At 72.6% G+C, this 24,266-nt stretch carries 24 protein-coding genes and 1 pseudogene; 10 read left to right on the top strand and 15 right to left on the bottom strand.

The genetic code is table 11. From position 1 onward, the window contains the following. The first annotated feature begins 56 nt into the window (after positions 1 to 56). Positions 57 to 686, top strand: a complete 630-nt coding sequence (locus ACIBNE_RS29080) for an HXXEE domain-containing protein (RefSeq protein ID WP_399276672.1) — start codon at positions 57 to 59, stop codon at positions 684 to 686. On the opposite strand, the gene ACIBNE_RS29075 is transcribed toward ACIBNE_RS29080, so the two are convergent. The 4 genes from ACIBNE_RS29075 to ACIBNE_RS29060 form a co-directional block, all read right to left on the bottom strand. Further along, a complete protein-coding gene (locus ACIBNE_RS29075; protein ID WP_399276671.1) occupies positions 590 to 1,123 on the bottom strand; it encodes a hypothetical protein in 534 nt (177 codons plus the stop codon). The two genes, ACIBNE_RS29080 and ACIBNE_RS29075, sit on opposite strands and share 97 nt — an antisense overlap. Positions 1,124 to 1,237: 114 nt before the next feature. After that, complete coding sequence (locus tag ACIBNE_RS29070) at positions 1,238 to 1,894, bottom strand: DUF2293 domain-containing protein (protein WP_399276669.1); 657 nt, start codon at positions 1,892 to 1,894, stop codon at positions 1,238 to 1,240. Positions 1,895 to 2,040: 146 nt separating this feature from the next. Further along, on the bottom strand, positions 2,041 to 2,661 hold the full coding sequence (locus tag ACIBNE_RS29065) for a peptidase (protein ID WP_399276667.1): 621 nt from the start codon (positions 2,659 to 2,661) through the stop codon (positions 2,041 to 2,043). Then, positions 2,658 to 3,869 (bottom strand): pyridoxal phosphate-dependent aminotransferase, encoded by a 1,212-nt coding sequence (locus ACIBNE_RS29060; protein WP_399276665.1) that lies wholly within the window; start codon positions 3,867 to 3,869, stop codon positions 2,658 to 2,660. The genes ACIBNE_RS29065 and ACIBNE_RS29060 overlap by 4 nt, the downstream gene beginning before the upstream one ends. Before the next feature lie 66 nt (positions 3,870 to 3,935). On the opposite strand from ACIBNE_RS29060, the gene ACIBNE_RS29055 reads away from it, so the two are divergent. Then, entirely contained in the window at positions 3,936 to 4,751 is an 816-nt protein-coding gene (locus ACIBNE_RS29055) for a winged helix-turn-helix transcriptional regulator (RefSeq protein ID WP_399276662.1), read from the top strand. Between the two features lie 36 nt (positions 4,752 to 4,787). Here ACIBNE_RS29055 and ACIBNE_RS29050 read toward each other — a convergent pair whose 3' ends face one another. Then, positions 4,788 to 5,285: an excalibur calcium-binding domain-containing protein gene (locus ACIBNE_RS29050; RefSeq protein WP_399276660.1), complete on the bottom strand. Its 498-nt coding sequence runs from the start codon at positions 5,283 to 5,285 to the stop codon at positions 4,788 to 4,790. Between the two features lie 276 nt (positions 5,286 to 5,561). Here ACIBNE_RS29050 and ACIBNE_RS29045 point away from each other — a divergent pair, with 276 nt between their 5' ends. Continuing rightward, entirely contained in the window at positions 5,562 to 6,206 is a 645-nt protein-coding gene (locus tag ACIBNE_RS29045) for a uridine kinase (RefSeq protein WP_399276658.1), read from the top strand. 26 nt (positions 6,207 to 6,232) lie between these two features. On the opposite strand, the gene ACIBNE_RS29040 is transcribed toward ACIBNE_RS29045, so the two are convergent. The 3 genes from ACIBNE_RS29040 to ACIBNE_RS29030 form a co-directional block, all read right to left on the bottom strand. Then, entirely contained in the window at positions 6,233 to 7,195 is a 963-nt protein-coding gene (locus ACIBNE_RS29040; RefSeq protein WP_399276656.1) for a carbohydrate kinase family protein, read from the bottom strand. 88 nt (positions 7,196 to 7,283) lie between these two features. Next, on the bottom strand, positions 7,284 to 8,195 hold the full coding sequence (locus ACIBNE_RS29035; RefSeq protein WP_399276654.1) for a pseudouridine-5'-phosphate glycosidase: 912 nt from the start codon (positions 8,193 to 8,195) through the stop codon (positions 7,284 to 7,286). Between the two features lie 78 nt (positions 8,196 to 8,273). Next, positions 8,274 to 9,731, bottom strand: a complete 1,458-nt coding sequence (locus ACIBNE_RS29030) for a WGR domain-containing protein (protein ID WP_399276652.1) — start codon at positions 9,729 to 9,731, stop codon at positions 8,274 to 8,276. Between the two features lie 140 nt (positions 9,732 to 9,871). Between ACIBNE_RS29030 and ACIBNE_RS29025 the strand changes: the two genes are divergently transcribed. Further along, complete coding sequence (locus ACIBNE_RS29025) at positions 9,872 to 10,237, top strand: cupin domain-containing protein (protein WP_399276650.1); 366 nt, start codon at positions 9,872 to 9,874, stop codon at positions 10,235 to 10,237. A 55-nt stretch (positions 10,238 to 10,292) separates the two neighbouring features. Here the strand turns inward: ACIBNE_RS29025 and ACIBNE_RS29020 are convergent, their stop codons facing one another. The 3 genes from ACIBNE_RS29020 to ACIBNE_RS29010 all read right to left on the bottom strand — a co-directional run bounded on the left by ACIBNE_RS29020 (position 10,293) and on the right by ACIBNE_RS29010 (position 13,226). Then, positions 10,293 to 11,564 (bottom strand): MFS transporter, encoded by a 1,272-nt coding sequence (locus tag ACIBNE_RS29020; protein ID WP_399276648.1) that lies wholly within the window; start codon positions 11,562 to 11,564, stop codon positions 10,293 to 10,295. 120 nt (positions 11,565 to 11,684) lie between these two features. Continuing rightward, the gene (locus ACIBNE_RS29015) at positions 11,685 to 12,230 is read right to left on the bottom strand and encodes a methylated-DNA--[protein]-cysteine S-methyltransferase (protein ID WP_399276646.1); all 546 of its coding nucleotides are present in this window, start codon (positions 12,228 to 12,230) and stop codon (positions 11,685 to 11,687) included. Positions 12,231 to 12,305: 75 nt separating this feature from the next. Continuing rightward, on the bottom strand, positions 12,306 to 13,226 hold the full coding sequence (locus tag ACIBNE_RS29010) for a glycerophosphodiester phosphodiesterase (RefSeq protein WP_399276644.1): 921 nt from the start codon (positions 13,224 to 13,226) through the stop codon (positions 12,306 to 12,308). A 244-nt stretch (positions 13,227 to 13,470) separates the two neighbouring features. On the opposite strand from ACIBNE_RS29010, the gene ACIBNE_RS29005 reads away from it, so the two are divergent. The 6 genes from ACIBNE_RS29005 (at position 13,471) to ACIBNE_RS28980 (ending at position 21,141) form a co-directional block, all read left to right on the top strand. Then, positions 13,471 to 14,355 (top strand): MHYT domain-containing protein, encoded by an 885-nt coding sequence (locus ACIBNE_RS29005; protein ID WP_399276642.1) that lies wholly within the window; start codon positions 13,471 to 13,473, stop codon positions 14,353 to 14,355. 39 nt (positions 14,356 to 14,394) lie between these two features. Beyond that, complete coding sequence (gene uvrB, locus ACIBNE_RS29000; protein WP_399276640.1) at positions 14,395 to 16,533, top strand: excinuclease ABC subunit UvrB; 2,139 nt, start codon at positions 14,395 to 14,397, stop codon at positions 16,531 to 16,533. 136 nt (positions 16,534 to 16,669) lie between these two features. Further along, positions 16,670 to 17,248, top strand: coding sequence for a TerD family protein (locus ACIBNE_RS28995; protein WP_399276638.1), 579 nt, complete (start codon positions 16,670 to 16,672; stop codon positions 17,246 to 17,248). Between the two features lie 179 nt (positions 17,249 to 17,427). Then, positions 17,428 to 19,467 carry a TerD family protein gene (locus ACIBNE_RS28990; protein WP_399276636.1) on the top strand — a complete coding sequence of 680 codons (2,040 nt, stop codon included), beginning with the start codon at positions 17,428 to 17,430 and terminating at the stop codon, positions 19,465 to 19,467. A 223-nt stretch (positions 19,468 to 19,690) separates the two neighbouring features. Continuing rightward, complete coding sequence (locus tag ACIBNE_RS28985; protein ID WP_399276634.1) at positions 19,691 to 20,674, top strand: TerC family protein; 984 nt, start codon at positions 19,691 to 19,693, stop codon at positions 20,672 to 20,674. A 164-nt stretch (positions 20,675 to 20,838) separates the two neighbouring features. Beyond that, complete coding sequence (locus ACIBNE_RS28980) at positions 20,839 to 21,141, top strand: hypothetical protein (RefSeq protein ID WP_399276632.1); 303 nt, start codon at positions 20,839 to 20,841, stop codon at positions 21,139 to 21,141. Positions 21,142 to 21,194: 53 nt separating this feature from the next. Here ACIBNE_RS28980 and ACIBNE_RS28975 read toward each other — a convergent pair whose 3' ends face one another. The 4 genes and pseudogenes from ACIBNE_RS28975 to ACIBNE_RS28960 form a co-directional block, all read right to left on the bottom strand. After that, entirely contained in the window at positions 21,195 to 22,460 is a 1,266-nt protein-coding gene (locus tag ACIBNE_RS28975) for an MFS transporter (protein ID WP_399277161.1), read from the bottom strand. 180 nt (positions 22,461 to 22,640) lie between these two features. Then, a pseudogene (locus ACIBNE_RS28970) lies at positions 22,641 to 22,784 on the bottom strand (LD-carboxypeptidase); the annotation flags it as partial. Continuing rightward, a complete protein-coding gene (locus ACIBNE_RS28965) occupies positions 22,763 to 23,419 on the bottom strand; it encodes an MBL fold metallo-hydrolase (RefSeq protein ID WP_399276630.1) in 657 nt (218 codons plus the stop codon). The gene ACIBNE_RS28965 and the pseudogene ACIBNE_RS28970, both read right to left, overlap by 22 nt. Positions 23,420 to 23,460: 41 nt before the next feature. Beyond that, entirely contained in the window at positions 23,461 to 24,156 is a 696-nt protein-coding gene (locus ACIBNE_RS28960) for a maleylpyruvate isomerase family mycothiol-dependent enzyme (RefSeq protein ID WP_399276627.1), read from the bottom strand. Positions 24,157 to 24,266: the final 110 nt, after the last annotated feature.

Raw genomic sequence — 24,266 nt, 5'->3', positions numbered from 1 at the left:
GAGGGCGCGTGCGGAACGCGAAAGCAGAAGCGGCGGTAGCGGGAACAGGGGCGGGGGTGGGTCCGGCAGTCACCTGGGGGCTCTTCGCCGCCTGGGCGGTCCACGACGCGGAGGAACTGGCCACCATGGCGCGCTGGATCGAGCGCGCCCGCCCCGGTCTCCAGGAACGTTTCCCCCGGGTCCCCGCCGCGGTGTGGGAGCGGACGGAGATCTCCCAGCGGGAGGTGAACGTCGCGATCGGCGCCATGGCCGGGGTCTTCGCCGCCGCGTCGGCCGCCGGGGCGCGGACGGGCGGGCGCAGCCGGTTCTTCCGGACGGTACTGGTCGGGTTCGGCCTGCACGGCGCCGTACACCTGGCGCAGGCCGCCCTGTACCGGGGTTACACGCCGGGAGTGCTCACGTCCCCCACCGTCGTCGTCCCGTACGCCCTGTGGGCCGTGCGGCGGCTGCGGGCGGCCGGCGTCGAAGTGGAGACGGTGCGGTCGGCGGCCGGCGGGCTCGTGTACTTCCCGGTCGCGGTCGCGGGGGTGCACGCACTCGCCCGGAGGACTCGGAACGTCCGGAGGGCCGGGGACCCTCGGGAGGCCGGTCACAGCGCGGCGGCCCACCGCGTCAGTTCCGCGAAGTCGGACTCGCGCAGCCCCCGGCCGGGGTGGATGCGCAGCAGGAGCGCGGGGGCGTCGTGATGGGCCGTCACGTGGGCGGTGTCCAGGTCCGTGATCATGTCGTCCACCCAGGCGAACGGCCGGCCCGCCGCCCAGGTGAGCAGATGACGGGTCTTCCAGTACAGGCCGTCGGGGTCGTGGCCGAACAGTTCGGGCCATTCGATGACGGGGAGCGTCCCGGGCAGGCCGATGACCGGGGCGATCATCTCGTTCGCCTGGTGCATCCAGGTGGTGGCCCAGGCGAGTTCGTAGGGGAGTGCGGTGAGGCGGGCGCCGTGGGCGGGGTTGAGGCGGACGGCGAGACCGCGGCGCAGGGCGCGCGATCCCGGGGTCTGCCGGGCCGACCAGTTGGCCGGGCGGAAACGGTGCGTGGTGTAGCCGCGCAGGCGCGGAAGGTGTGCCGCGTACGGATTGAGGGGGCCGTCGACGTCCAGGAGCAGCAGCGGGCGATCCGTCATGGGGGAGGGATACCCAGGGGAAGCGGCGGGTAGGTGCGGCGGCTTCCGGCCCGTACGGGAGCCCCCTCCCGCCCCCTTCCCGTCCCCCTCCCCGTCACTCCCGCCCGTCGCCCGTCACTCCGTATCTCCCCGCCACCGCGCCAGCACCGCCCCGATCCGTGCCGCGACCCGCTCGCGGGCCCGGAACCTCGGCACCCCCGCCATCAGCAGTGCGTCGTACTCCGTGTCGTCGTGCCGCACCGCCGCCCGTACCGCGGCCGTGACCGCCGACTCGTCCAGTGCCCGGCCTGCGGCCGTGCGGCCCACCCGGCCGCTGCCGCGCACCGAGGCGTGCGCGGCGATCACGCGGGCGCGCTCCTGGGGGCAGTGAGGGAAGAGCCGCAGGATCTCGGCGGTGAGCGCCGCCGTGGTGCGCACGTCATGTTCGGCGCGGCGGGCCGCGTCGCGGACCCTGCGCCGCGCCCGGGACTCGGCGTCCGCGAGGCAGGCCGCCTCGGCGAGGACCAGGGCCGCTTCCTCGACCAGGATGCCCTGGCGCTCGTACCGGGTGCGGCGCCTGTTGTGCCGTACGACCACTGCCGACAGCGCGCTCGCCTCGCGCGCCCGCCTGGTGAGGGCGGCGTTGCCGCGCGGCAGGTAGACGAGGTGGGCGAGGTCGGCGCAGGCCAGACAGACGGGCGCGTTGAACTCGACGACGTGCAGGACGAGCGGGCCCCGACGGCACTCCGAACAGTGGCGCTGCTTGCGTGGCTCGATGACCACGAGGTTCATGCGAGGGGGATACCGCCGGGAGCGCACCAGGAAACCCGCGCCCCAGGAGCGCCGGGCGAAAACGCTGGTTTGGGAACGGCACCGCCCCTAAGCCGGGGAGTACGCCCTCCGGACGGGGAGACGTCCTCAAGCCGGGAAGTACGTCCTCAAGCCTGGGCGTACCCGCCGAGCGAGACCCCGCGTCCCGCGAAGTACCTGCCGAAGTCGGCCAGCGGAAGGTCCGCGGCCCTGGTGTCGGCCGTCGTGCCCGACGGATTGTGGAAGTGGACCGTGTCGCGCGTACGGGCCGTCAGCAGCACCAGGTGGCCGCCGCGCGAGGGCGGCTCGCGGTCCGGCGTGCGGATCGCGTGGTGCACGGACGCCATGACCGTCCGGCCCGCGTCGAGCAGCGCGGGGATCTCGTCGAGCGCCAGCTCCCGGTGCACCGTCGCGTCGACGCCGTGCACCTCGCGGGCGTACTCGGCGAACGGCGCGTAGATCAGCCCCCGGATGTTCCCCTCGGCGTCCTCCGTGTACGCGCCGTACTTCCGCGCCCCGTCGCGCAGTTCGAAGAGGGACGGGGCGGAAGGGCCGAGCGCCATCTGGAAGCACGTCACCCCGCACAGGTGGTCGCTCCACCGCGCGTAGTCCTCGACGGACTCCGCACCCGACTCCGCCCACGCCGGATCCTTCGCCGCGTCCAGCCGGCCGTTCACGATCGCGTCGACCAGCCCGGGGGAGGCGAACTGCGTGTGGACGGGTGTCCGGCAGGTGGTGCACGGGGTCACTGGCGGTATCCACTCAGGAAGCGGCCGATCCGGCTGATCGCGGCGTCGAGGTCGTCAGCGTACGGGAGGGTGAGGATGCGGAAGTGGTCGGGGCGCGGCCAGTTGAAGCCCGTGCCCTGCACGACCTGGATCTTCTCGCGCAGCAGCAGGTCCAGGACGAACTTCTCGTCGTCGTGGATGGGGTGCACCTTCGGGTCGAGGCGCGGGAACGCGTACAGCGCGCCCTTCGGCTTCACGCAGGAGACTCCGGGGATCTCGTTCAGCTTCTCCCAGGCGCGGTCGCGCTGTTCGTACAGCCGGCCGCCGGGGGCGGTCAGCTCGTGGATGGACTGGCGTCCGCCGAGCGCCGCCTGGATGGCGTACTGCGCGGGGGCGTTGGGGCACAGCCGCATGGAGGCGAGCATCGTCAGGCCCTCCAGATAGCTGCGGGCGTGCTGCTTGGGGCCCGACACCACCAGCCAGCCGGAGCGGAAACCGGCCACCCGGTGCGTCTTGGACAGTCCGCTGAACGTGAGGACGACCAGGTCGGGGGCGAGCGACGCGACCGGGTGGTGGACCTCTCCGTCGTACAGGATCTGGTCGTAGATCTCGTCGGCGAAGACCAGCAGGCCGTGGCGGCGGGCGAGATCGAGGATCGCTTCGAGCACCTCGCGCGGATAGACCGCGCCGGTGGGATTGTTGGGGTTGATGATGACGACGGCCTTGGTGCGGTCGGTGATCTTCGACGCCATGTCGTCGACGTCCGGGTTCCAGTCCGCGGCCTCGTCGCAGACGTAGTGCACCGCCTTGCCGCCGGAGAGCGTGGTGACGGCGGTCCACAGCGGGAAGTCGGGCGCCGGGATGAGGATCTCGTCGCCGTCCTCGACCAGCGCCTGCACGGCCATGGAGACCAGCTCGGACACGCCGTTGCCCAGGTAGATGTCGTCCACGTCGACGTCGTCGAGCCCCATCGCCTGGTAGCGCTGGGCGACGGCGCGGCGGGCGGAGAGGACACCGCGCGAGTCGGTGTAGCCGTGCGCCTGCGGGAGCATCCGGATCATGTCCTGGACGATCTCCTCGGGGGCCTCGAAACCGAAGAGCGCGGGGTTGCCGGTGTTGAGCCGCAGCACGCTGTGCCCGGCCTCCTCCAGGGCGTTGGCGTGCTCGATGACCGGGCCGCGGATCTCGTAACAGACCTCGCTGAGCTTGCTCGACTGCCGGAACTCCATGCCGTGGCCTCCCCAGAAGTGGTGTTGCTTGGTTTTACCAAGCTCACGCTTGGAAAGTCCAACAACATGGCTAGACTGCGTGCCATGTCACCTCGCCAGACGACTGCTCGCCCGCCTCGTCCGACGCCCCGACGCGGCCGCAGCTACGACCAGTTCTGTGCCGCGGCCCGCGCCCTCGACGCGGTCGGCGACCGCTGGACGCTGCTGGTCGTACGGGAGCTGCTGGCCGGACCCAGGCGCTACACCGACCTCCACGCCGACCTCCCCGGCGTGTCGACGGACGTGCTCGCCTCGCGCCTGAAGGACATGGAGCGGGACGGCATCGCCACGCGCCGCCGCCTGCCGCCGCCCGCGGCCGCCTCCGTGTACGAACTGACGCGGCGGGGTCGCGAGTTGCTGCCGGTGCTCACGGCGCTCGCGACCTGGGGCGCGCCGGCCCTCGCGGAACGGCGCCCGACGGACGCGGTGCGGGCGCACTGGTTCGCGGTACCGCTGCTGCGGCAACTGGAGGCGGTGGTGCGTGGGGCGGGTGCGGTGAGCGCGGCCGGAACGGTGAGTGCGGCCGGTACGGCGGAGGGCGCGGGTACTGGTGTGGAGGGGACGGGGGTTGTGGAGGTGCGGCTCGACGAGGGGGTTTTCCACGTACGGGTCGGGGAAGGCGGCGACGCGTCCGGGGCGGGCGCGGGCCCGGACGGGGCAGTGGGCGCGTCCGTGTACGGCGACGGTCCCGTCGTCGACGGAGTGCCGGACGCCCGCATCGCCCTGAGCGCGGAGACGTGCGTCGCGTTGAGCCGCGGCGAGCTGACTCTGGCCCAGGGCGTCGCGGACGGCGCCGTGGAAGTGACGGGCGAGGGGCCGCTGGCGGTCGCGCTGCGGGGATGAGCGGGACCCGCGGCCGATGAGGCGGGGCCCGAGGCGCTACTCGCAGCCCACGCCGTCGCCGTCGCGGTCGAGGTGCCGTCCGTACCCCGGGTCGCCCCTGCGCACCGGCGCGGCTCCGGCGGCGCGGGCCGCGGCGCAATTGGCGTAGTGCGCGGACCTGCTGTCGTCGCTCCCGGTGTCGGAGCCGCCGCCGTTCGCGCTGCCGCTTCCGTCGTCGACCGGGTCGGGCTCGGTGGTCACGGTCGCGGTGGCCGTCACCGTCACCGTGACGGTCGGTGCCGGAGCGGGTTGCGCGGCCGGGGTCGCGGAGGCTTTCTGCGCGGGCGCGGGCGCGGCCGCGGGAGTGGCGGTCACGGTGACGGTGGGCCGGACCGCCGGTGCGGCGCGGTCCTCTTTGCCGCTGTCGCCGTTCCCCCCTTCGCCCGACGTGCCGATGCCCACGCCGAGGAACAGCGCGATCAGGAGCGCGGGTATCGCCACGCGCTTCCGCGCCCAGCGGGGACGTGGTGGGAGTGCCGGGGGCTGTGGCTGCATGGCCCCCTCCTTCGTTGCCGATGCCAATGGGACGACCGGGGGGATCGAAGGGGGCCAGTCTGCTCCGGTGTGAGGATGTGGTGAAGAGCAACTGGTGGGTAACGTGGGGCTGTTCCGGCAGCCGGTTTCGTGAGTGCAGAGCCCGAGCGGCCGAGGGGGCAGGCAGCCGTGCGGCCGCGTGGGCAGAACCCGGGCGGCCGGACGGCCGTGTGGGCAGGCGGGTGAGTGGCCGTGCGGGGGAGTGGTTGGTGCGGGGCGGTCGGCGATGATGGGTCGGTGCGACTCGAACCGATCACCTGGGAACGCCTGGCCGACGCCCTCGCCGCGCGTGCCGACGCGCTGACCCCGTCGGACGGCGGCCCCTGTCCCAGGCTCGCGGTCGACGGCGCGCCCGCCGCGGCCACCGGGCAGCTCGCGGACGCCGTGGCGCAAGCGCTGCGGGCGCGGCACGGCCGAGCGGTCCTCGTCGTCTCCACGGAGGGCTTCCTGCGGCCCGCCTCACTGCGGTTCGAGTACGGCAAGGAGGACCCCGACTCGTACTTCGGCAGCTGGTTCGACACGGGCGCCCTGTGGCGCGAGGTCTTCGGCCCCCTGGAGCCCGGCGGCAGCGGACGCGTACTGCCCGACCTGTGGGACCCGGCGAAGGACCGGGCGACCCGGAGTCCGTACCGGCAACTGCCCGAAGGCGCCGTACTGATCGTCCACGGGCCGTTCCTCCAGGGGCACTGGTTCCCCTTCGACCTCACCGTCCACGTCCGGCTCTCCCCGGGGGCCCTGCACCGGCGCACCCCCGAGCCCGAACGCTGGACACTGCCCGCCTTCCAGCGGTACGAGGACGAGGCCGCCCCCGCCGACAGCGCGGACGTGGTCGTACGCGCCGACGACCCCCACCACCCCGCCTGGGCTGCCCGTACGCACTGACCCGGTCACCCTTCCCGCGCCACCGGTCACCCTTCCCGCGCCACCGGCCGCCCTCCCACGATCCCCACCGCTTCCGCCCCCGCCGCACAGCCCGCCGCGACGGCCCCCGCCCCGTCCGCGCCCGCCAGCCGGGCCGCCAGGAAGCCCCCGGTGAACGCGTCCCCGGCCCCCGTCGAGTCCACCGCGACCACCGCGGGAGCCGCCGCCCGCACGGCCACCGCGCCGTCCGCCGCCAACAGCGCGCCCCCGGCCCCGAGCGTGACCGCGACCAGCGGGAACCGCCTGCTCAACTCCACCGCGGCTTCCTCCGGTTCGGCCGCCCCCGTCAGCAGGCACGCCTCGTCCGCGTTGGGCAGCAGTACGTCCACCCCGTCCACCGCCGCCAGGAACCGTCCCGCGCCCCATCCCGCGATGAACCCCGCCGACGCCGGGTCCACGCTCACCGTGACCCCGCGCTCCCGGGCGGCCCGCGCCGCCAGCAGCGCCGTCTCCCGGCTGCTGTCGGCGAACAGCAGGTACCCGGAGAGGTGCAGATGGGAGATGCCGTCGAGCAGCGCGGGCGACCAGTCGTCCGGATCCAGCCGCAGTACGGCCCCGCTGTCCGTGAGGAACGTCCGCTCCGCGCGCCCGTCCTCCTCGTCCACGAGCGCGACGACCGTGCCCGTCGGAGCCCGCTCGTCGACCACGAGCAGCGGCCGCACCCCTGCCCGCCGCAACCGCTCCTCGTGCCACGCGGCCGAGTCCGCGCCCACCCGGGCCAGCAGCCGCACCTCGCGCCCGCCACCGGCTCCGCGACGCGCCGCCCAGCACGCGACGTTGGCCCCCGCCCCGCCCGGCACCGTCCTGATCCTGGCGGCCGTGTCCGTGCCCCGTGAGAGCGGGCCCCGGTGCCGCGCCACCACATCGGTCACCACGTCCCCGACGACCAACAACCCCCCACCCGAGCCGCCCCCGCTCCAGCCGTCGCCACCCGAGCCGCCCCCGCTCAATCTCGTCCCCGTCCCCGTCCCCGTCCCCGGCCCCGACCTCGCCTCCGACCTCGCCCCCTGTCCGCGCTCCCCGTTCACCCCCGCCCCCTCACAGCGCCACCGCGATCCGCGCCGCGAGCCGGACGTTCCCCCGCACCGCCGCCAAGTTGGCCTCCAGGGAAGCCCCTTCGGTGTGCCGCACCAGATGGTCAAGCAGGAACGGCGTCACCGCCTGCCCCGTGATCCCCCGCCTCTCGCACTCGGCCAGCCCGTGCTCCAGCACCCGGTCGTGCAGCGCCGGATCCAACTGTTCCTCCTCCGCCACCGGACGGGCGACGATCAGCCCCGCGTCCGGCCCGCCGAGCGCGTCCTGCGCCCGGATCACCTCCGCGGCCTCCTCCGGAGTCCGCACCGTCCAGTCGACGGGCTCGCCCGAACTGCTCAGGTAGAAACCGGGGAAGAACTCCGTCCCGTACCCGATCACCCCCACTCCCAGCGTCTCCAGCCGCTGCAACGTCGCCGGCACGTCGAGGATCGACTTCACCCCCGCGCAGACCACCGCGATCCTGGTCGAGGCGAGCAGTCGCAGGTCGGCCGACTCGTCCTGGCTCTGCTCCCACGCGCGGTGCACACCCCCGAGCCCGCCCGTCGCGAAGATCCGGATGCCGGCCCCGGCCGCCAGGAAGGCCGTGCCGGACACGGTCGTCGCTCCGCTCGCCCGCGTCGCCACGGCCGGGGCCAGGTCGCGGTGGCCGAGCTTCCGCATGCCCGGATCCTCCGCGATCCGCTCCAACTGCTCCTTCCCCAGGCCCACATGGGGCCGTCCGTCCAGTACGGCGACGGTGGCGGGCACGGCGCCCCGCGACCGTACGAGCGATTCCAGCTCCTCGGCTACGGCGAGGTTGCGGGGTCGGGGCAGTCCGTGGGCGATGATCGTCGACTCCAGGGCGACGACGGGGCGGCCCTCGGCGAGTGCGTCACGCACCTCTTCGGCGAGCATCGGCTTCTGCGTCTGTGGCATGCCCCAATCACTGGCGCACGGGACACCCCGGCAAACCTCGCGCCCCGCGCCCGGCCCGCACCTTCCCCCGCGCCGCGCTCAGACCAGCCGCCTGATCTCCCCGCGCACCCGGTAGAACCCGCCCGACGCGCCGTGCAGCGCGTCCACCACGTAACGGGCCCCGGCCTGCCGTATCGCCCGGGGGAACTGGACGTTCCAGGACGGTTCGTAGCCGTCCGAGAGCACGTGCACCCGCAGTCGGCCGTTCTCCTGTACGCACTCCACGACCACGCCGCTCCCCGGCGCGGGCACGGCGCTGATCGTGGCGACCGCGGCGGGCGTGGCCGGGGGCACGTACGTCGGCAGCGCGGCGGCCAGCTTGATGTCCTGGGCGACCGGGACCGTGCCCGACTGGGCCGCGGCGATCGCCGCTTCGCTCGCGTCGACGCAGGCCAGCGAGCCGTCGGTGCTGACGAGGTACAGCTTCTCCGCGTGGTACTGCATGGAGAGCGCCGAGCCGCCGCCCGTGCCGAGCTTCCACAGCCGGGTGCCGTCCGAGGTGAAGCAGTAGACGGACGAGGCGGAGTCGCCCGCGAAGACGTACTGGCCGCCGGGCGAGGTCGCGCAGGAGTAGACCGCCGCGTCACAGGTGAAGGCCGCCTCGATCCGCCCGGTCGACTTGTCGATGCGCTGGACGACGCGGCGGCCCGTCCCGGCGTACACGGCGTGCTCCTCCTGCCAGCCGAACAGGACGTTGCCCGTGGTGGTCGTGTGCCACAGCTGTCCGGTCCCGTCGGCCGCGTAGGCCGTCACTCCCTGGCTGTGGCCGTGGTAGACCGCGCGGTCGTCGGCCCGCACCATCCAGCCGCTGTTCCCCGCGGAGTTGCGCGACCACTGGAACTCGTCCTCGTGGTCGATCACCGTCAGACCGCCGTTGCGGTCGGAGACGTTCAGCACGCCCTCGTGGATGTCCAGCCAGAAGATGTCCACGTCCTCCGCGATCTCGTACGCGGCGAACGGGACCTTCGACGACAGGTCGTACACCTTGCCGTCGTCGCATCCCGCGTAGATCCAGAAGTCGTCGGCGACCAGGCACTTGACGCCGTCGGGGAGGGAGAACCGGGAGAGCACCTCGCCGTCGTGGCCCAGGGTGTAGACGTCGCCCCGCTGGTTGCCCACCCAGCAGTGCTCCTCGTCCACGTGGATCCCGAACGCCGAGTCGCCCGTACGGAAGCGCCACAGCACCGGGGCCGTGGCCCGCGCGGTGGACGGCGCCGACGTGACCTGACGGCGCGTCACGGCGCGGGCGGCGCGCTGGCCCTGGACCGCGGGCGCGTACCCCTTGCGCACCTTCTCGCCGACCTTCTTGGCCGCCGCGGCCCGCGCCTTCTCCACGGTCGGGAAGGAGGAGGTCTGACGCTGTCCGTCGGCGCCGATCCGGCCGTACCGCACGTGCACGGTCGTGCCGTCGACGGTCACCTCGTAGAACTTGTGCGCGCCGCCGTCGTCCTGGGACAGCTCCAGATAAGTCGTGTTCCGTCCCTGCGCAGCGGACATGGCGCACCTCTCCCCAACCCGGTCGGCCCCTGCGGCCGATCCCCAGTGATCCCAAGCTAGACGCGACCACTGACAATCGCCGAGCCGGACCGCGGGACCGCACGTCAGGGGCCTGACCGGGGCAGGTTAGGGTGCCCGCCATGACGACACTCGACCAGACTCCCGCCTCCTTCGCCGTGCACATTCCGGACGCCGATCTCGAAGTGGAGCCCCTCGACCCCGAGCAGATCGTCTCGGGCGACCCGGTGGTGACCGGCAAGGTGCTGTGGGAGTCCACCGACGGCAAGCAGCTGCGCGGCATCTGGCAGATCACCCCGGGCGTGGTGACCGACACCGAGGCCAACGAGCTGTTCGTGGTCGTCAGCGGGCGCGCCACGATCGAGGTGGAGGGCGGCGACACCCTTCAGGTCGGGCCCGGCGACGCCTGTGTGCTGCGCGAGGGCGACCGGACGACCTGGACCGTCCACGAGACTCTGCGTAAGGCGTACCACATCACCCTGCCGTAACAGCGGCTCAGCGGCCCAGCGGCACCGGGGTTCCGGCGGCACCTGCGGGCGGAGGTCAGGCCTTGCGGGGCCGGCCGACCGCCCGCAGCAGCGCGAGCGCGGCCATCGGCAGCAGCAGGCAGGCGCCGATGGCGTTGAGCCAGCCGTAGCTCGCCCGCGCGACGACCAGTCCGGCGACCGCGCCGCCGATGCCCGCCGCCGCGTTCATGGTCAGGTCGGAGAGGCCCTGCACGGCGGCGCGGGCCGACTGCGGCACCGAGTCGGTGAGCAGCGCGGAGCCGGACACCAGCCCCGCCGACCAGCCGAGACCGAGGACGAAGAGACCGGCGGCGCTCTGTGCGTGGCTGGGTCCCGCCGTGCCCGCGAGCAGCGCGGCGCAGCACAGCAGCCCGACCGCCAGGCCGATCACCGAGAGCCGTCCGAACCTGTCGGCCAGCCAGCCCATCACCGGCGAGAAGGCGTACATGCCCGCGATGTGGCCGCTGATGACCAGGCCGACGAGTTGCAGGTCCGCCCCGTGGTGCCCCAGGTCGACCGGGGTCATCACCATGATCGAGACCATGACGGTGTGCGAGACGGTCACCGTCACCAGGGCGAGCCGGGCCATCGGCGACGCCGCCACCGCGGCGAGCCCGGCCCGCAGCGAACCGCTCCGCGCCGCCTGCTCGTCCCGCGGGGCCAGCGCGCGGGCGGTCAGCAGCGGGTCGGGGCGCAGCAGGACGGCGACGACGGCCGCGGCCACGGTGAAGATCCCGCCGGCGAAGACGAAGGGCCCCGCCGCCTCGGGTATCGCGGTGCCGGAGAAGAGGCGGCTGGTGGGCGCGGCGATGTTCGGTCCGAGGACCGAGCCGATCGTGGTGGCCCAGATGACCGTGGAGATCGCCCGGCCGCGCCGGTCGGGCTCGGCCAGGTCGGCGGCGGCGAACCGTGCCTGGAGGGTGGCGAACGACCCCGCGCCGAAGCCCGCCATGCCGAGCAGCAGCAGCGGGAAGCTCTCGACGACCGCGGCCAGGACCACCAGGGCCGCGCCGAGCGCGCCGATCGCGTACGCCAGCACCAGGCCGGGGCGGCGGCCGCGCGAGGCCATCAGCGCGGCCAGCGGCAGTGACAGCAGGGCGGTGCCCGCCACCGAAGCGGTGGGCGCGAGGCCGGACAGCGCCTCCGTGCCGCTCACCTCGGTCGCCAGGACCGGCGCCAGGGCGATGCCGATCGGGACGCCGAGCCCGCCGAGGATCTGGCTGGCGATCAGTACCGCCGTGGTGCGGCGGCGCAGCGCGGGCAGTTCCTCCGGCGCGGGTATGTGGGCGGCGTCAACGGTCGAGGTCACGGACGCAGTGTGCCAGCCGTTTCGCACGCGCGAAACATCGTTGTCACACCCCGTGGCCTGCTGGAAGGTCACGGACGGGCCTCCCCGCGGCGCCCGGTGGTTCCGCACCCGGCCCGGACGTCAGAACAGCGGCTGCGGCAGCACTCCCTCCAGCGCCAGCAGCTGCCGCTTGGTCTCCAGGCCGCCGCCGAAGCCGCCCAGGCCCCCGTCGCTCTCCACCACGCGGTGGCACGGCACCACCACCGGCAGCGGGTTGGCGCCCATCGCCGCACCGACCGCCTGCGCCGCGCGCGGCTGCCCCGCACGGTCGGCCAGCTCGCCGTAGTTCACCACCGTCCCGTACGGCACCCCGATCGCGAGCTCGCGCAGCACCTGGCGGTTGAAACCGGACACGAGCGTCCAGTCGAGCTCCAGGGCGAAGTCCCGTCGCCCGCCCGCGAAGTACTCCGCGAGCTGGCGTATCGGCTCGGCGAGCCGGGCGGAGCCGGGCGCCTCGACCGGCTCGGCGCCCAGCCGCGAGCGCAGCCGGTCCAGGGCCCGCTCCCGCACCGCGGGCGTGGCGTGGAAGCCCACGGTCACCAGCCCGCCGCGGGTGGCGGCGAGCAGCAGGGGACCGATGTCGCTCGCGACGACGGTCCACTCCAGGGAGTGCTCGGACTCAGTCATACGCACACGGTAGGCCCCGCCACTGACAATGCGGGTCCCGTCCGCCCGATGACGGTGCCCGGCGCGGGTTCGAGCTCAGCGGCCGGTGGCGTCCCGCACGACGTCGGGGTTGTTGGTGATGATCCCGTCGACGCCGTACCCCTGCACGCGCCGCGCGTTCGCCGCGTCGTTGACGGTCCAGGTGTTCACCCGCAGCCGCTTGCCGTGGGCGCCCTTCAGAGCGTGGACGGCCCGGACGTACTCCGCCGAGATCGTCGTGTTCGACGGGTTGATCTGGTCGGTGTACGCCGCGTACGAAGGCAGGTCGGCGATCGCGGGAGTGCCGAGGAAGCCGGTGGTGACGTCGGGCCGCTGCTGGTGCACGGCCCGCACGCTGGCCGCGCTGAAGCTCTGCACGACCAGCCGGTGCTTGACGTGCCCGCGCTTGAGCCAGCCCGCCTCGCGCAGCACCCGCAGGGTGTCGCGCTCGATGCCCGGGTACAGCTCGGGGGCCTTGATCTCCAGGAGCAGCTTCTGGTGGTTGGCGTCCACGCCCCGCAGGTACTGCTTGAGCGTCGGCACGCGCGCGCCCGCGAAGGCGGGGCCGAACCAGCTGCCCGCGTCCAGCCGGGCCATCTCGGCCGCGGTGAAGTCCTTGACCTTCCAGGGGGCACGGTCGGGGAAGACCTGCTCGACGTCGGTGGTGCGCTTCAGGTCGGTGTCGTGGACGACCACCAGTTCGCCGTCCTTGGTGCGCTGGACGTCGTTCTCGACCCAGTCGAAGCCCAGGTCGTCGGCCTTGTCGATGGCCGCGATGGTGTTCTCGGGGGCGTACGCGGAGGCGCCCCTGTGGGCGAAGACGGTCGGCGCCCCGCGGTGGCCCGCGGGAGCGGCCGCACCGGCCGACGGGTCGGGCGCCCCCGCGGAGCGGTCGGCGGCCTGTGCGGTGCCCGGCAGGAGCAGTGCGGTCGCGGAGAGCAGAGCGGCGGACGCGACGGCTGCGGCGCGTGTGTTCACAGGGGGACTCCTCGACTCAAGAGATCGTGGACGGGCCGAGGCTCGCAGCCCGCGACCAACGGCGAACAGGCGAAGGACGGCCACGAAGTGAACGGCGCCGTCCGGTGGCCGCCGCTTGGCGTTCCGGCCGGTGGGGCCCGTACCGGCGGCTTCGTGCCGAAGAATTACCGCTCGCATATTTGCTGGCCGCGCGTCTCGCCTTAAAGTCACCCAGAACCAGGGCTTCCGCGGAGGGCTAACCAGGATGCATGGAACTGTCGACGGGTTCAGCTACGGCCTCGTCACCCCGGTGGCGGCCTACCTGATGGCCTGTCTGGGCGGCGCGCTGGGGCTGCGCTGCACCCTTCGGTCCCTGCGCGCGGGCGGCTCGTTCAGATCGGGCTGGCTGGCACTGGGCGCGGTCGCGATCGGCTCCGGCATCTGGACCATGCACTTCATCGCCATGACGGGCTTCACCGTCGAGGAGAGCCCGGTCGGCTACGACCGGCCGGTCACCTTCGCCAGCCTGGGCGTCGCGATCGTCATGGTCGGCATCGGGATCTTCATCGTCGGCCACCGGGGCGCCACACCGCTGGCCCTGATCACCGGCGGCACCATCACCGGCCTCGGCATCGCGTCCATGCACTACCTCGGCATGGCCGGAATGCGGCTGCACGGCCGCCTGGAGTACGACTCGCCGACCGTCGCGCTCTCCGTGGTGATCGCGGTGGTCGCCGCGACCACCGCGCTCTGGGCCGCCGTCTCCGTCAGCGGCTTCCTGGCGAGCCTGGGCGCCAGCCTGGTGATGGGGGTCGCGGTGAGCGGCATGCACTACACGGGCATGGCGGCGGTGAGCGTACGGCTCCACGCGGGGCAGGACGCGGCCCCCGCGGGGGACGGCCCCGTCTCGGTCCTGATCCCGATGCTGATCGGTCCCGCCGTCTTCCTGCTCCTCGCGGGCGTCGTGGTGATGCTCGACCCGCTCGTGGTGCTCGGCGGCCAGGACAAGGAGCGCGCGGCGCGGAACGCACCGGGCATACCGGCCCAGCGGCGCCGCGCCCCGGCCGACTGGCAGGCCGCAGGACACGACGTCTGGAACAGCACCTGGCCCGCCGACCGGACGGCCCAGCGGCCCCCGCGGAAGCGGTGAAGCACCCCGGTTGTCAGTGGGGGGCCGTACGGTGGTTCCATGCGGCCCGTTTCCAAGATCGAACGTTCGGTGGCGCCCATTGAGGTCGTCAGCCCCTTCCAGCCCAGCGGTGACCAGCCCGCGGCCATCGCCGAGCTGGAGCGCCGCATTCGTGCGGGTGAGAAGGACGTCGTCCTCCTCGGTGCGACCGGCACCGGAAAGTCGGCGACCACGGCCTGGATGATCGAGAAGCTCCAGCGCCCGACCCTGGTGATGGCGCCGAACAAGACCCTCGCGGCCCAGCTGGCCAACGAGTTCCGGGAGCTCCTGCCGAACAACGCGGTCGAGTACTTCGTCTCGTACTACGACTACTACCAGCCCGAGGCGTACGTCCCGCAGTCGGACACCTACATCGAGAAGGACTCCTCGATCAACGAGGAGGTCGAGCGGCTGCGCCACTCCGCGACGAACTCCCTGCTCACCCGGCGCGACGTCGTCGTGGTCGCCTCCGTCTCCTGCATCTACGGCCTCGGCACGCCCCAGGAGTACGTCGACCGCATGGTGCCGCTCAAGGTCGGCCAGGAGTACGACCGCGACGCCCTGCTGCGCCGCTTCGTCGACATCCAGTACACCCGCAACGACCTGGCGTTCACCCGCGGCACCTTCCGGGTCAGGGGCGACACCGTCGAGATCTTCCCGGTCTACGAGGAACTGGCCGTCCGGATCGAGATGTTCGGCGACGAGATCGAGGCGCTCTCCACGCTCCACCCGATCACCGGCGAGGTGATCAGCGAGGACCAGGAGCTGTACGTCTTCCCCGCCAGCCACTACGTCGCGGGCCCCGAGCGCCTGGAGAAGGCGGTCAACGGCATCGAGAAGGAGCTGGAGGAGCGCCTGGCCGAGCTGGACAAGCAGGGCAAGGTCCTGGAGTCCCAGCGGCTGCGGATGCGCACCACCTACGACATCGAGATGCTCCGCCAGATCGGCTCCTGCTCGGGCATCGAGAACTACTCGATGCACTTCGACGACCGCGAGCCCGGCAGCGCCCCCAACACCCTCCTCGACTACTTCCCCGAGGACTTCCTGCTCGTCATCGACGAGTCGCACGTCACGGTGCCGCAGATCGGCGCGATGTACGAGGGCGACGCCTCCCGCAAGCGGACCCTGGTCGACCACGGCTTCCGGCTGCCGTCCGCGCTCGACAACCGCCCGCTGAAGTGGGAGGAGTTCCAGGAGCGCATCGGCCAGACCGTCTACCTCTCGGCGACCCCCGGCAAGTACGAACTCTCCCGGGGCGACGGCTTCGTGGAGCAGATCATCCGCCCCACGGGACTGGTCGACCCCGAGGTCGTGGTCAAGCCCACCGAGGGCCAGATCGACGACCTGGTGCACGAGATCCGCACCCGCACCGAGAAGGACGAGCGCGTCCTGGTCACCACCCTCACCAAGAAGATGGCGGAGGACCTCACCGACTACTTCCTGGAGCTCGGCATCCAGGTCCGCTACCTGCACAGCGACGTCGACACGCTGCGCCGCATCGAGCTGCTGCGCGAGCTGCGCGCGGGCGAGTACGACGTACTGGTCGGCATCAACCTCCTGCGCGAGGGCCTGGACCTCCCCGAGGTCTCCCTGGTCGCCATCCTCGACGCCGACAAGCAGGGCTTCCTGCGCTCGGGCACCTCACTGATCCAGACCATCGGCCGCGCGGCGCGCAACGTCTCCGGCCAGGTCCACATGTACGCCGACACCGTCACCCCGGCCATGGCCCAGGCCATCGACGAGACCAACCGCCGCCGGGAGAAGCAGGTCGCGTACAACAAGGAGAAGGGGATCGACCCGCAGCCCCTGCGCAAGAAGATCAACGACATCGTCGCCACCATCGCGCGCGAGGAGGTCGACACCGAGGAACTGCTCGGCACCGACTACCGCAGGCCGGCGAAGGGCGAGAAGGGCGCCAAGGCCCCGGTCCCCGCGCTCGGCAAGGTGGGCAAGACGGCGGGCAGGGGCAAGGGCGCCAAGGCCGGCGAGCTGGTCACCGACCGGCCCGCGACCGAACTGGCCGGGATCATCGAGGAGATGACGGACCGCATGCGCGCCGCCGCCGCGGACCTGCAGTTCGAGGTGGCCGCCAGGTTGCGCGACGAGGTGGGCGAGTTGAAGAAGGAACTACGGCAGATGCGTGAGGCGGGGCTCGCCTGACGCGGCGCACCTGCTGTGTTGCAAGACCGACACAAAAACGGCCCCACGGTGCTGCGCGGTGGACGGGACTGCGTAGGGTGCGGGACAACCGCACTCACCGACGGTGTGCGGGGCATGACGGGAGAGGGGACAGCGCGTGACGGTCAACATGACCAAGGGTCAGGCCATCAGCCTGCAGAAGAGCGACGGGGGGACCCTGACGGCGGTGCGGATGGGTCTCGGCTGGCAGGCGGCTCCGCGTCGCGGCCTGTTCGGTTCGCGCACCCGTGAGATCGACCTGGACGCCTCGGCCGTGCTGTTCGCCGACAAGCAGCCGGTGGACGTGGTGTTCTTCCGCCACCTCACCAGCGACGACGGCTCGGTGCGGCACACCGGCGACAACCTGGTCGGCGGCGCCGGACAGGGCGGCGACGACGAGGCGATCCTGGTGGACCTCCAGCGGGTCCCGGTCCACATCGACCAGATCGTCTTCACGGTGAACTCCTTCACCGGCCAGACGTTCCAAGAGGTGCAGAACGCCTTCTGCCGCATCGTCGACGAGACCAACGGCCAGGAGCTGGCCCGCTACACGCTCGACGGCGGCGGCCAGTACACCGCCCAGATCATGGCGAAGGTCCACCGCGCGGGCAGCGGCTGGCAGATGACGGCCCTCGGCAACCCCGCCAACGGCCGCACCTTCCAGGACCTGATGCCGTCGATCCTGCCGCACCTGTAGGCGGATTCCGCGCGCCCGCGAACACAGCAGGGTCCACGGGCGGCGGACGGCACGGGCAACAGAAGCAGTACGTGCAGCTCCCGGAGGCGATGCGCCGCCGGGAGCTGCACCGCATCGCAGTACCGCACGTACGGCACACGGCGACCGCACCGCGCACACGGCGACGAGGGGACAGGGCAATGACGGCCGAGCTGGTCCGGGGGCAGAACCACACCTTGCCCCAGACCCGTCTGGAGATCCGGGTATCGGCCGGCAAGCCGGTCGTGGCCGGGGCCACCCTCGGCGACGAGACGGGCCTGGTGCGCTCCGCGGAGTGGATCGCCCACCCCGCGTCGCCCCAACTGCCCGGACTCGAGGTCTCCAAGCAGGCCGCGGCCGACCACCGCCTCGCCGTCGACCTGGACGCGCTGCCCGCGGACGTGCACCGGGTGACCGTGCTCCTCGCGCTCCCGACCGGCGTGGGCGGCCCCGCCAGGTTCGGCGCCGTCGCCGCGCCCTTCGTCGCCGTCACGGGGCTCGACGGCTCCGAGGTCGCCAGCTACACGATCACCGGCCTCGACAGCGAGTCCGCGGTGACCGCCCTGGAGCTCTACCGCAGGCAGGGAGCCTGGAAGGTGCGCGCCGTGGGCCAGGGGTACGCGGGCGGTCTCGCCGAGATGCTCGCCGACCGCGGCCTGGAGCGGGCGGGTGAACTCGCCGGGACCATCCAGGAGGCCGTCGCCCGGGGCATGGCCCGCTCGGTCTCCGCGCCCCCGCCGCGCACCCAGGACGGTGACCGGGTCCGCCACACCGCCCCGACGGGCCACCACCCGGCCGCGGCCCCGCAGCCCCCCTCCCCCCAGCCGACGCCCCCGCAACCGACGCCCCCGCAGCCCTCCGCCACCCAGCCCGCGCCCCCGCCCACGGCGTCGACGTCCCCGGGAACGCCCCCGCAGGGCCCGCACACGGCGCCCACCGCCCCGGCCACCCCACCGACGAGCCCCGGCGCGGGCCCCGGCACCGGCGGCCCGGTCAACTACGCGCACCCCCGCCGCCAGACCTCCGCGCCCCCGCCGCCGCCCCCGGCCGCGCCGCCCGGCCAGCACCCCACCCCCGTCGCCGGTGACGCCACCGGCTGGTCCATGGAGGAGCGGCTGTACAACCAGGTCTGGGGGATGTTCGAGGACCTGGCCCGCTCCGTCGCCGCGTACCGCAGTGCCGTCGACTTCGCCGAGTCGCGGATGGACCAGGAGCTCGACCGGGTCCTCTCCGACCCGCGCAGCCGCATCGGCGGCACGGGCGACCAGGCGCGCGAGGCCGCCCGCACCAAGCGCGACCAGCTGGTCGACCAGGCGCGCGCCTCGCTCGACCGGGACGCCGCCCAGCTCGTGGCGGAGGTCGGCGTCGTGGAGCCCGCGCTGCCCGCCCCGTACGCCCGCTGGGACAACCCCGTCTGGCACGGCTACCGCGTCCCGATGGACAACCCCATGGCCCTGCGCGTCGGCGACCTGCACCTGCCCGAGCGTGCCGACCTGCGGATCCCCATGCTGATCCGGCTGCCTCTGGAGCGCGGCCTGTGGATCGACAGCGGGCGCACGGCGTCCGAGGCCGCGGCCATGCTGGACGAGGGCGGGCTGCGCACCCTGGCGATGGAGACCGCCGTCGCCCTCGCGGCCCGGCTGCTCGCCGCGTACCCGCCCGGGGAGTTCACCGTCCACGTCATCGACCCGGCCGGTTCGGCGGCCCCGGCGCTGGCGCCGCTGGTCCGGTCGGGGGTGCTCGACGCGCCGCCCGCGACCGGCGCGGGGGGAGTGGCCTCGGTCCTCGCCCGGCTCACGCAGCGGGTGGACCTGGTCCAGATGGCGATCCGCGGGCGCGCCTCCGACGCGCTCCCGCCCGATCTGGACACCGCCGAGCAGCTGCTCGTCGTCAACGACTTCCCGCACGGCTTCGACGACCGGGCGGTGACCCAGCTGCGGTACCTCGCGGACGAGGGTCCCGCCGTCGGCGTGCACCTGCTGATGGTGGCGGACCGGGAGGACGCGAGCGCGTACGGGCCCGTGCTCGACCCGCTGTGGCGTTCGCTGCTGCGCATCACGCCCGTCGCCGACGACCACCTCGCCGACCCGTGGGTCGGGCACGCCTGGACGTTCGAGCCCGCGCTCGTGCCGCAGGGCAGCGAGGTGCTGTGGCAGGTGTTGCGCCAGGTGGCGGACGCCCGGCGCACGTGGCGGCGCTGACCTGCGCACTTGAAGTTCGCTTTACCATTTCCTTTACCTTTCTTTGGGAGTTCCTGTACTCTCCTTTGTGCGGAGGGGAGTACTCCCGTGTGCGGCGACCCCGTCAGTACGGACCGTTCGGTCCCGGGGCGTCGGCCCGGCGCGCAGCCAGCGCGCTCGGGTGGAAGAGACCTCCGGCAGCGACGACGCTGATCAGTAGCCGTAGCGAATTGCCGGAGGCAAAGTGGACGTTTCTATGACCCTGTGGGTGCTGACCGTGGTCGGTCTGTGCGCCCTGATCGCGGTCGACTTCTTCATCGGGCGAAAGCCCCATGACGTGTCGATCAAGGAGGCGGGCATCTGGACGGTCGTCTGGATCGCCCTCGCCGTCCTCTTCGGCCTCGGCTTGCTGATCTTCGGCAACAGCCAGGCGTCAGGCGAGTTCTTCGCCGGATTCATCACCGAGAAGTCGCTCAGCGTCGACAACCTCTTCGTCTTCATCCTGATCATGGCGAAGTTCTCGGTGCCCTCGCACCTCCAGCAGCGCGTGCTGCTCTTCGGCGTGCTGATCGCGCTCGTGCTGCGGGCGATCTTCATCGCCGCCGGCGCCGCGATCATCTCCAGCTTCTCCTGGGTCTTCTACATCTTCGGCGCGTTCCTGATCTACACCGCCTGGAAGCTCATCCAGGAGGCGCGGGCCGACGAGGAGGAAGAGGACTGGGAGGAGAACCGAATCCTCAAGTCCATCGAGAAGAAGTTCGGCGTCGCCGACAAGTACCACGGCACGAAGCTCTTCGTCGTGGAGCACGGCAAGAAGATCATGACGCCGCTGTTCGTCGTCATGCTCGCCATCGGCATGACCGACGTGCTCTTCGCGATGGACTCGATCCCCGCGATCTTCGGCCTCACCCAGGACCCGTACATCGTCTTCACGGCCAACGCGTTCGCCCTGATGGGTCTGCGCCAGCTGTACTTCCTGATCGGCGGGCTCCTCAGGAAGCTGGTCCACCTCAGCTACGGCCTGTCGGTGATCCTCGGCTTCATCGGCGTGAAGCTGGTGCTGCACGCCCTGCACGAGAACGGCGTGAACGTCCCGGAGATCTCCATCCCGGTCTCGCTCGCCGTCATCTGCGGTGTCCTCGTGATCACCACGATCACCAGCCTCATCGCCTCCAAGAAGCAGGCGCAGGCGGAGCAGGACGAGAAGAAGGACAGCGTCGAGGCCTGAGCCCGGGGCCGAGCCCGGCGCGTGAAGCACTGACGACGGGGTCGCCACGACCCCGTGCACCGGTCGGAGCGGTGCGGCCCATTGCCGCCCGCCCCGGCCGGTGCTTGTTTGTACGGTGAGCGCGCCCCGAGCAGCGGGAGCGCGGCGGACCGGGGGAGGGCCCCGTGAAGTTCGCGCAGATCATCGACTTCGAGACCGACCGCATCGACGAGATGCGGGCTCTCATCCAGCAGTTCGACGAGAGCCACGCGGGACAGCCGGGCGGACCGACGCACCGCCTCGTCCTCCAGGACCGGAACCAGCCCCGCCGCTACCTCATCCTCATCGAGTTCGAGTCGCCCGAGGAGGCCGCGCGCAACGACGCGGCCCCCGACACCGTGCGGCTGGCCGAGCAGCTGACCGCCATGTGCACGCGGCAGCCGCTCTTCACGAACTGCGACGTCCGCGAGGCGACCGAGCTGAAGTAGCGCCGCGGGCCGCCCCGGGCCGCCCTGGGCCACCCCGGGCGGCCCCGCCGGGTTCAGGCGGTCGCCGCCGCGGCCGCCGTCCGCGCGGGCAGCGTCTCGGGCAGCAGGGCGAAGCAGCCGAGGCTCAGCAGCGCGATCCCGGTCAGATACGCGGCGACGCCCCACGGCGGCCCCGAACCGCCGGACACGGCCGTCGCCACGATCGGGGTCAGCGCGCCGCCGAGCACCCCCGCGAGGTTGTAGCCGACGGCCGCGCCCGTGCAGCGCACGCGGGGCTCGTACAGCTCCGGAAGATAGGCGGCGACCACCGAGAACATGCACATGAAGGCGGTCAGCGCGCCGACGAAGCCCAGGAACATCAGCAGCGGCTGGGCGGTCTCCAGCAGCGCCACCATCGGGAACGTCCACAGCGCGGACGCGGCGCACCCGATCAGACAGAGCGGGCGCCGCCCGTAGCGGTCGCCGAGCAGGGCGAAGACGGGGGTCGTCGCGGCCTTGCAGGCCACGGCCGCCATGATGCAGCTCAGCATGACGGTACGGCTCACTCCGAGCCGCTCGGTCCCGTAGGCGAGCGCCCACGTCGACACGGTGTAGAAGACCGCGTAGCCGACCGCCAGGGCGCCCGCCGTCAGCAGCACCAGCCGCCAGTGCCCGCGCACGACCTCGGCGAGCGGGACCTCTGCGGGCTCCTCGATCTCCTGGAAGCGCGGGGACTCCGCCAGCGAGCCGCGCAGCAGCAGCCCGCCCGCCGCGAGCAGCCCCGCCGCCCAGAACGGCACCCGCCAGCCCCACTCCCGGAACTGCGCGTCGGACAGTCCGGCGGAGAGCGCCAGCATCACCCCGTTGGCCAGCAGGAAGCCGACGGCCGGGCCGATCTGCGGGAAGCTCGCCCACAGCCCGCGCCGCCCCTCGGGCGCGTGCTCGGCGGTGAGCAGCACGGCGCCGCCCCACTCGCCGCCGAGCCCGAGCCCCTGGAGGAAGCGCAGCACCAGCAGCAGTACGGGGGCGGCGATGCCGATCGAGTCGTACGAGGGGACGCAGCCGACCGCGACGGTCGCGAGGCCGGTCAGCAACAGCGAGAGGAGGAGCACCGGGCGCCGCCCGTGCCGGTCACCGATGTGACCGAACAGGACAGAGCCGAGCGGACGTGAGATGAAACCGATCGCGAACGTGCCGAAAGCGGCGAGGGTCCCGGCGACCGGCGAGAACGTGGGGAAGAAGAGCGGACCCAGGACGAGCGCGGCCGCCGTCCCGTACACGAAGAAGTCGTAGAACTCGACGGCCGTCCCGGCGAGCGCGGCGGCGGCGAGCCGCGCCATGTTGACGGGACGGGCGGCATCGGGCGAGGTCGGGGCGGTGTCACTGGAGTGCATGGAGCGCCAACTACCCGGAACGGCGGCCGGTTACGGGAGCGCGCGGAAGCACATGATCGGCGCCCGAAAACTCCCGTACGTCACCATGTGGCGCAGTACGTCGTGCGCCTCGGCGCGCCGCCCGCCTCAGTACGTCACGGTGATGCGGCGACCCGGCCCGTCCACCCGAACCGCCCCACCGTACGGGACGACCACCTGGGGGTCGGTGTGTCCGAGGTCCACGTTCAGTACGGCGAGGTGCGGTGCGGCTACCAGCCGCGCTCGCGCCACTCCGGGAGGTGCGGCCGCTCCTTGCCGAGGGTGGTGTCGTCGCCGTGGCCCGGGTAGACCCAGGTCTCGTCGGGCAACTGGTCGAAGAGCTTGGTCTCGACGTCGTGCAGAAGGCTGGCGAACGCCTCCGCGTCCTTCCAGGTGTTGCCGACCCCGCCGGGGAACAGGCAGTCGCCGGTGAACAGGTGGGGGTGGCCGTGCGGGTCGTCGTAGACCAGCGCGATGGAGCCCGGAGTGTGGCCCACCAAGTGGCGGGCCGTCAGCTCGACCCGGCCGACGCGGACCGTGTCGCCGTCCTCGACGAGCACGTCGGTGGCCACCGGGATGCCCTCGGCGTCGTGCGCGCCCGCGTACGTACGGGCGCCGGTCGCGGCGACCACCTCGGCGAGGGCCTGCCAGTGGTCGCCGTGGCGGTGGGTGGTCACGACGGAGGCGATGCCGTCGTCGCCGATCAGGGTGAGCAGCGTCGGTGCGTCGCTCGCCGCGTCGATGAGGAGTTGGGCGCCGGTCGCCCGGCAGCGCAGGAGGTAGGCGTTGTTGTTCATCGGGCCGACCGCGACCTTGGAGATCATCAGGTCCGCCAGTTCGTGGACATCCGCAGGACCGCCGACCGAGACTGCTCCGCTGTACGTCATGGGGGTCAGTCTAGGACGGAGGCCCGTTGCCCAGGGCGCGGCTACAGCGGCGGGAGCTTCGGCAGAGAGCCGGACTCCGTGTGCAGGGCCGTGCCGTCCCGGCGGCCCGACAGCCAGGACATGAGGTCAGGGGCCGAGCCCGAGACCCGGACCGGGTCTCCCTCCGGCGTCCCCGGCGTCCCAGTCGTCCAGGTGTCGCCCTCCAGCGACGTGAGCACCGTCGCGGGGACGGTCGCGTTCCCCGTGAAGCGCTGCGCCAGGAAGTCGATCTCGCGCAGGACGAAGTCCCGCGGCAGGTCCTCCGGCTCGTAGCCGACGCCGAGGTCCACGTGGTGCAGCTCGACCTCGACGAGGCGGCGGAAGGGGATGCGGGACGCCGAGTCGGTCACGCCGTTGCGCAGCTCGACCGTGCGGGACCAGTCGGCGGGCGCCGCGGCCGTCGCGCGGAAGCGCTCGTCGCTCGCGCGGAGGTCGTCGAGCTGCGCGGCGAGCGGCCGGGGGGCGTCGCGCTCGATGTCGGAGTCCCTGGCCTCGGCGCTCACGTACATGGGGCGGCCTTCGAGGACGTTCACGAGGGCGTCCGCGTTGCGGGAGAGGTGGGCGAGGACGTGACCCCTGCTCCAACCGGGGAGCCGTGACGCTTCGGCGACGGCGGCGTTGTCCAGTTTTGCGGTTGCCGCCAGCAGCCGTTCGGTAGCTTCGCGGAGTGAGGCCAGGTCACGCTCGTGATCGATCATGGGGCCGACCCTAGCGCCGCCACTCGATCGGGTGAAGGTGTCTTGCCGAAGCCGTAAATCGAATGCACGTGCTATACGCTCGGAGCGGACTTCATCTACGACCTACGACA

It is taken from the genome of Streptomyces sp. NPDC050504, assembly GCF_044458065.1.
GTDB lineage: Bacteria > Actinomycetota > Actinomycetes > Streptomycetales > Streptomycetaceae > Streptomyces.
This window is presented reverse-complemented; position numbering and strand designations above follow the sequence as displayed.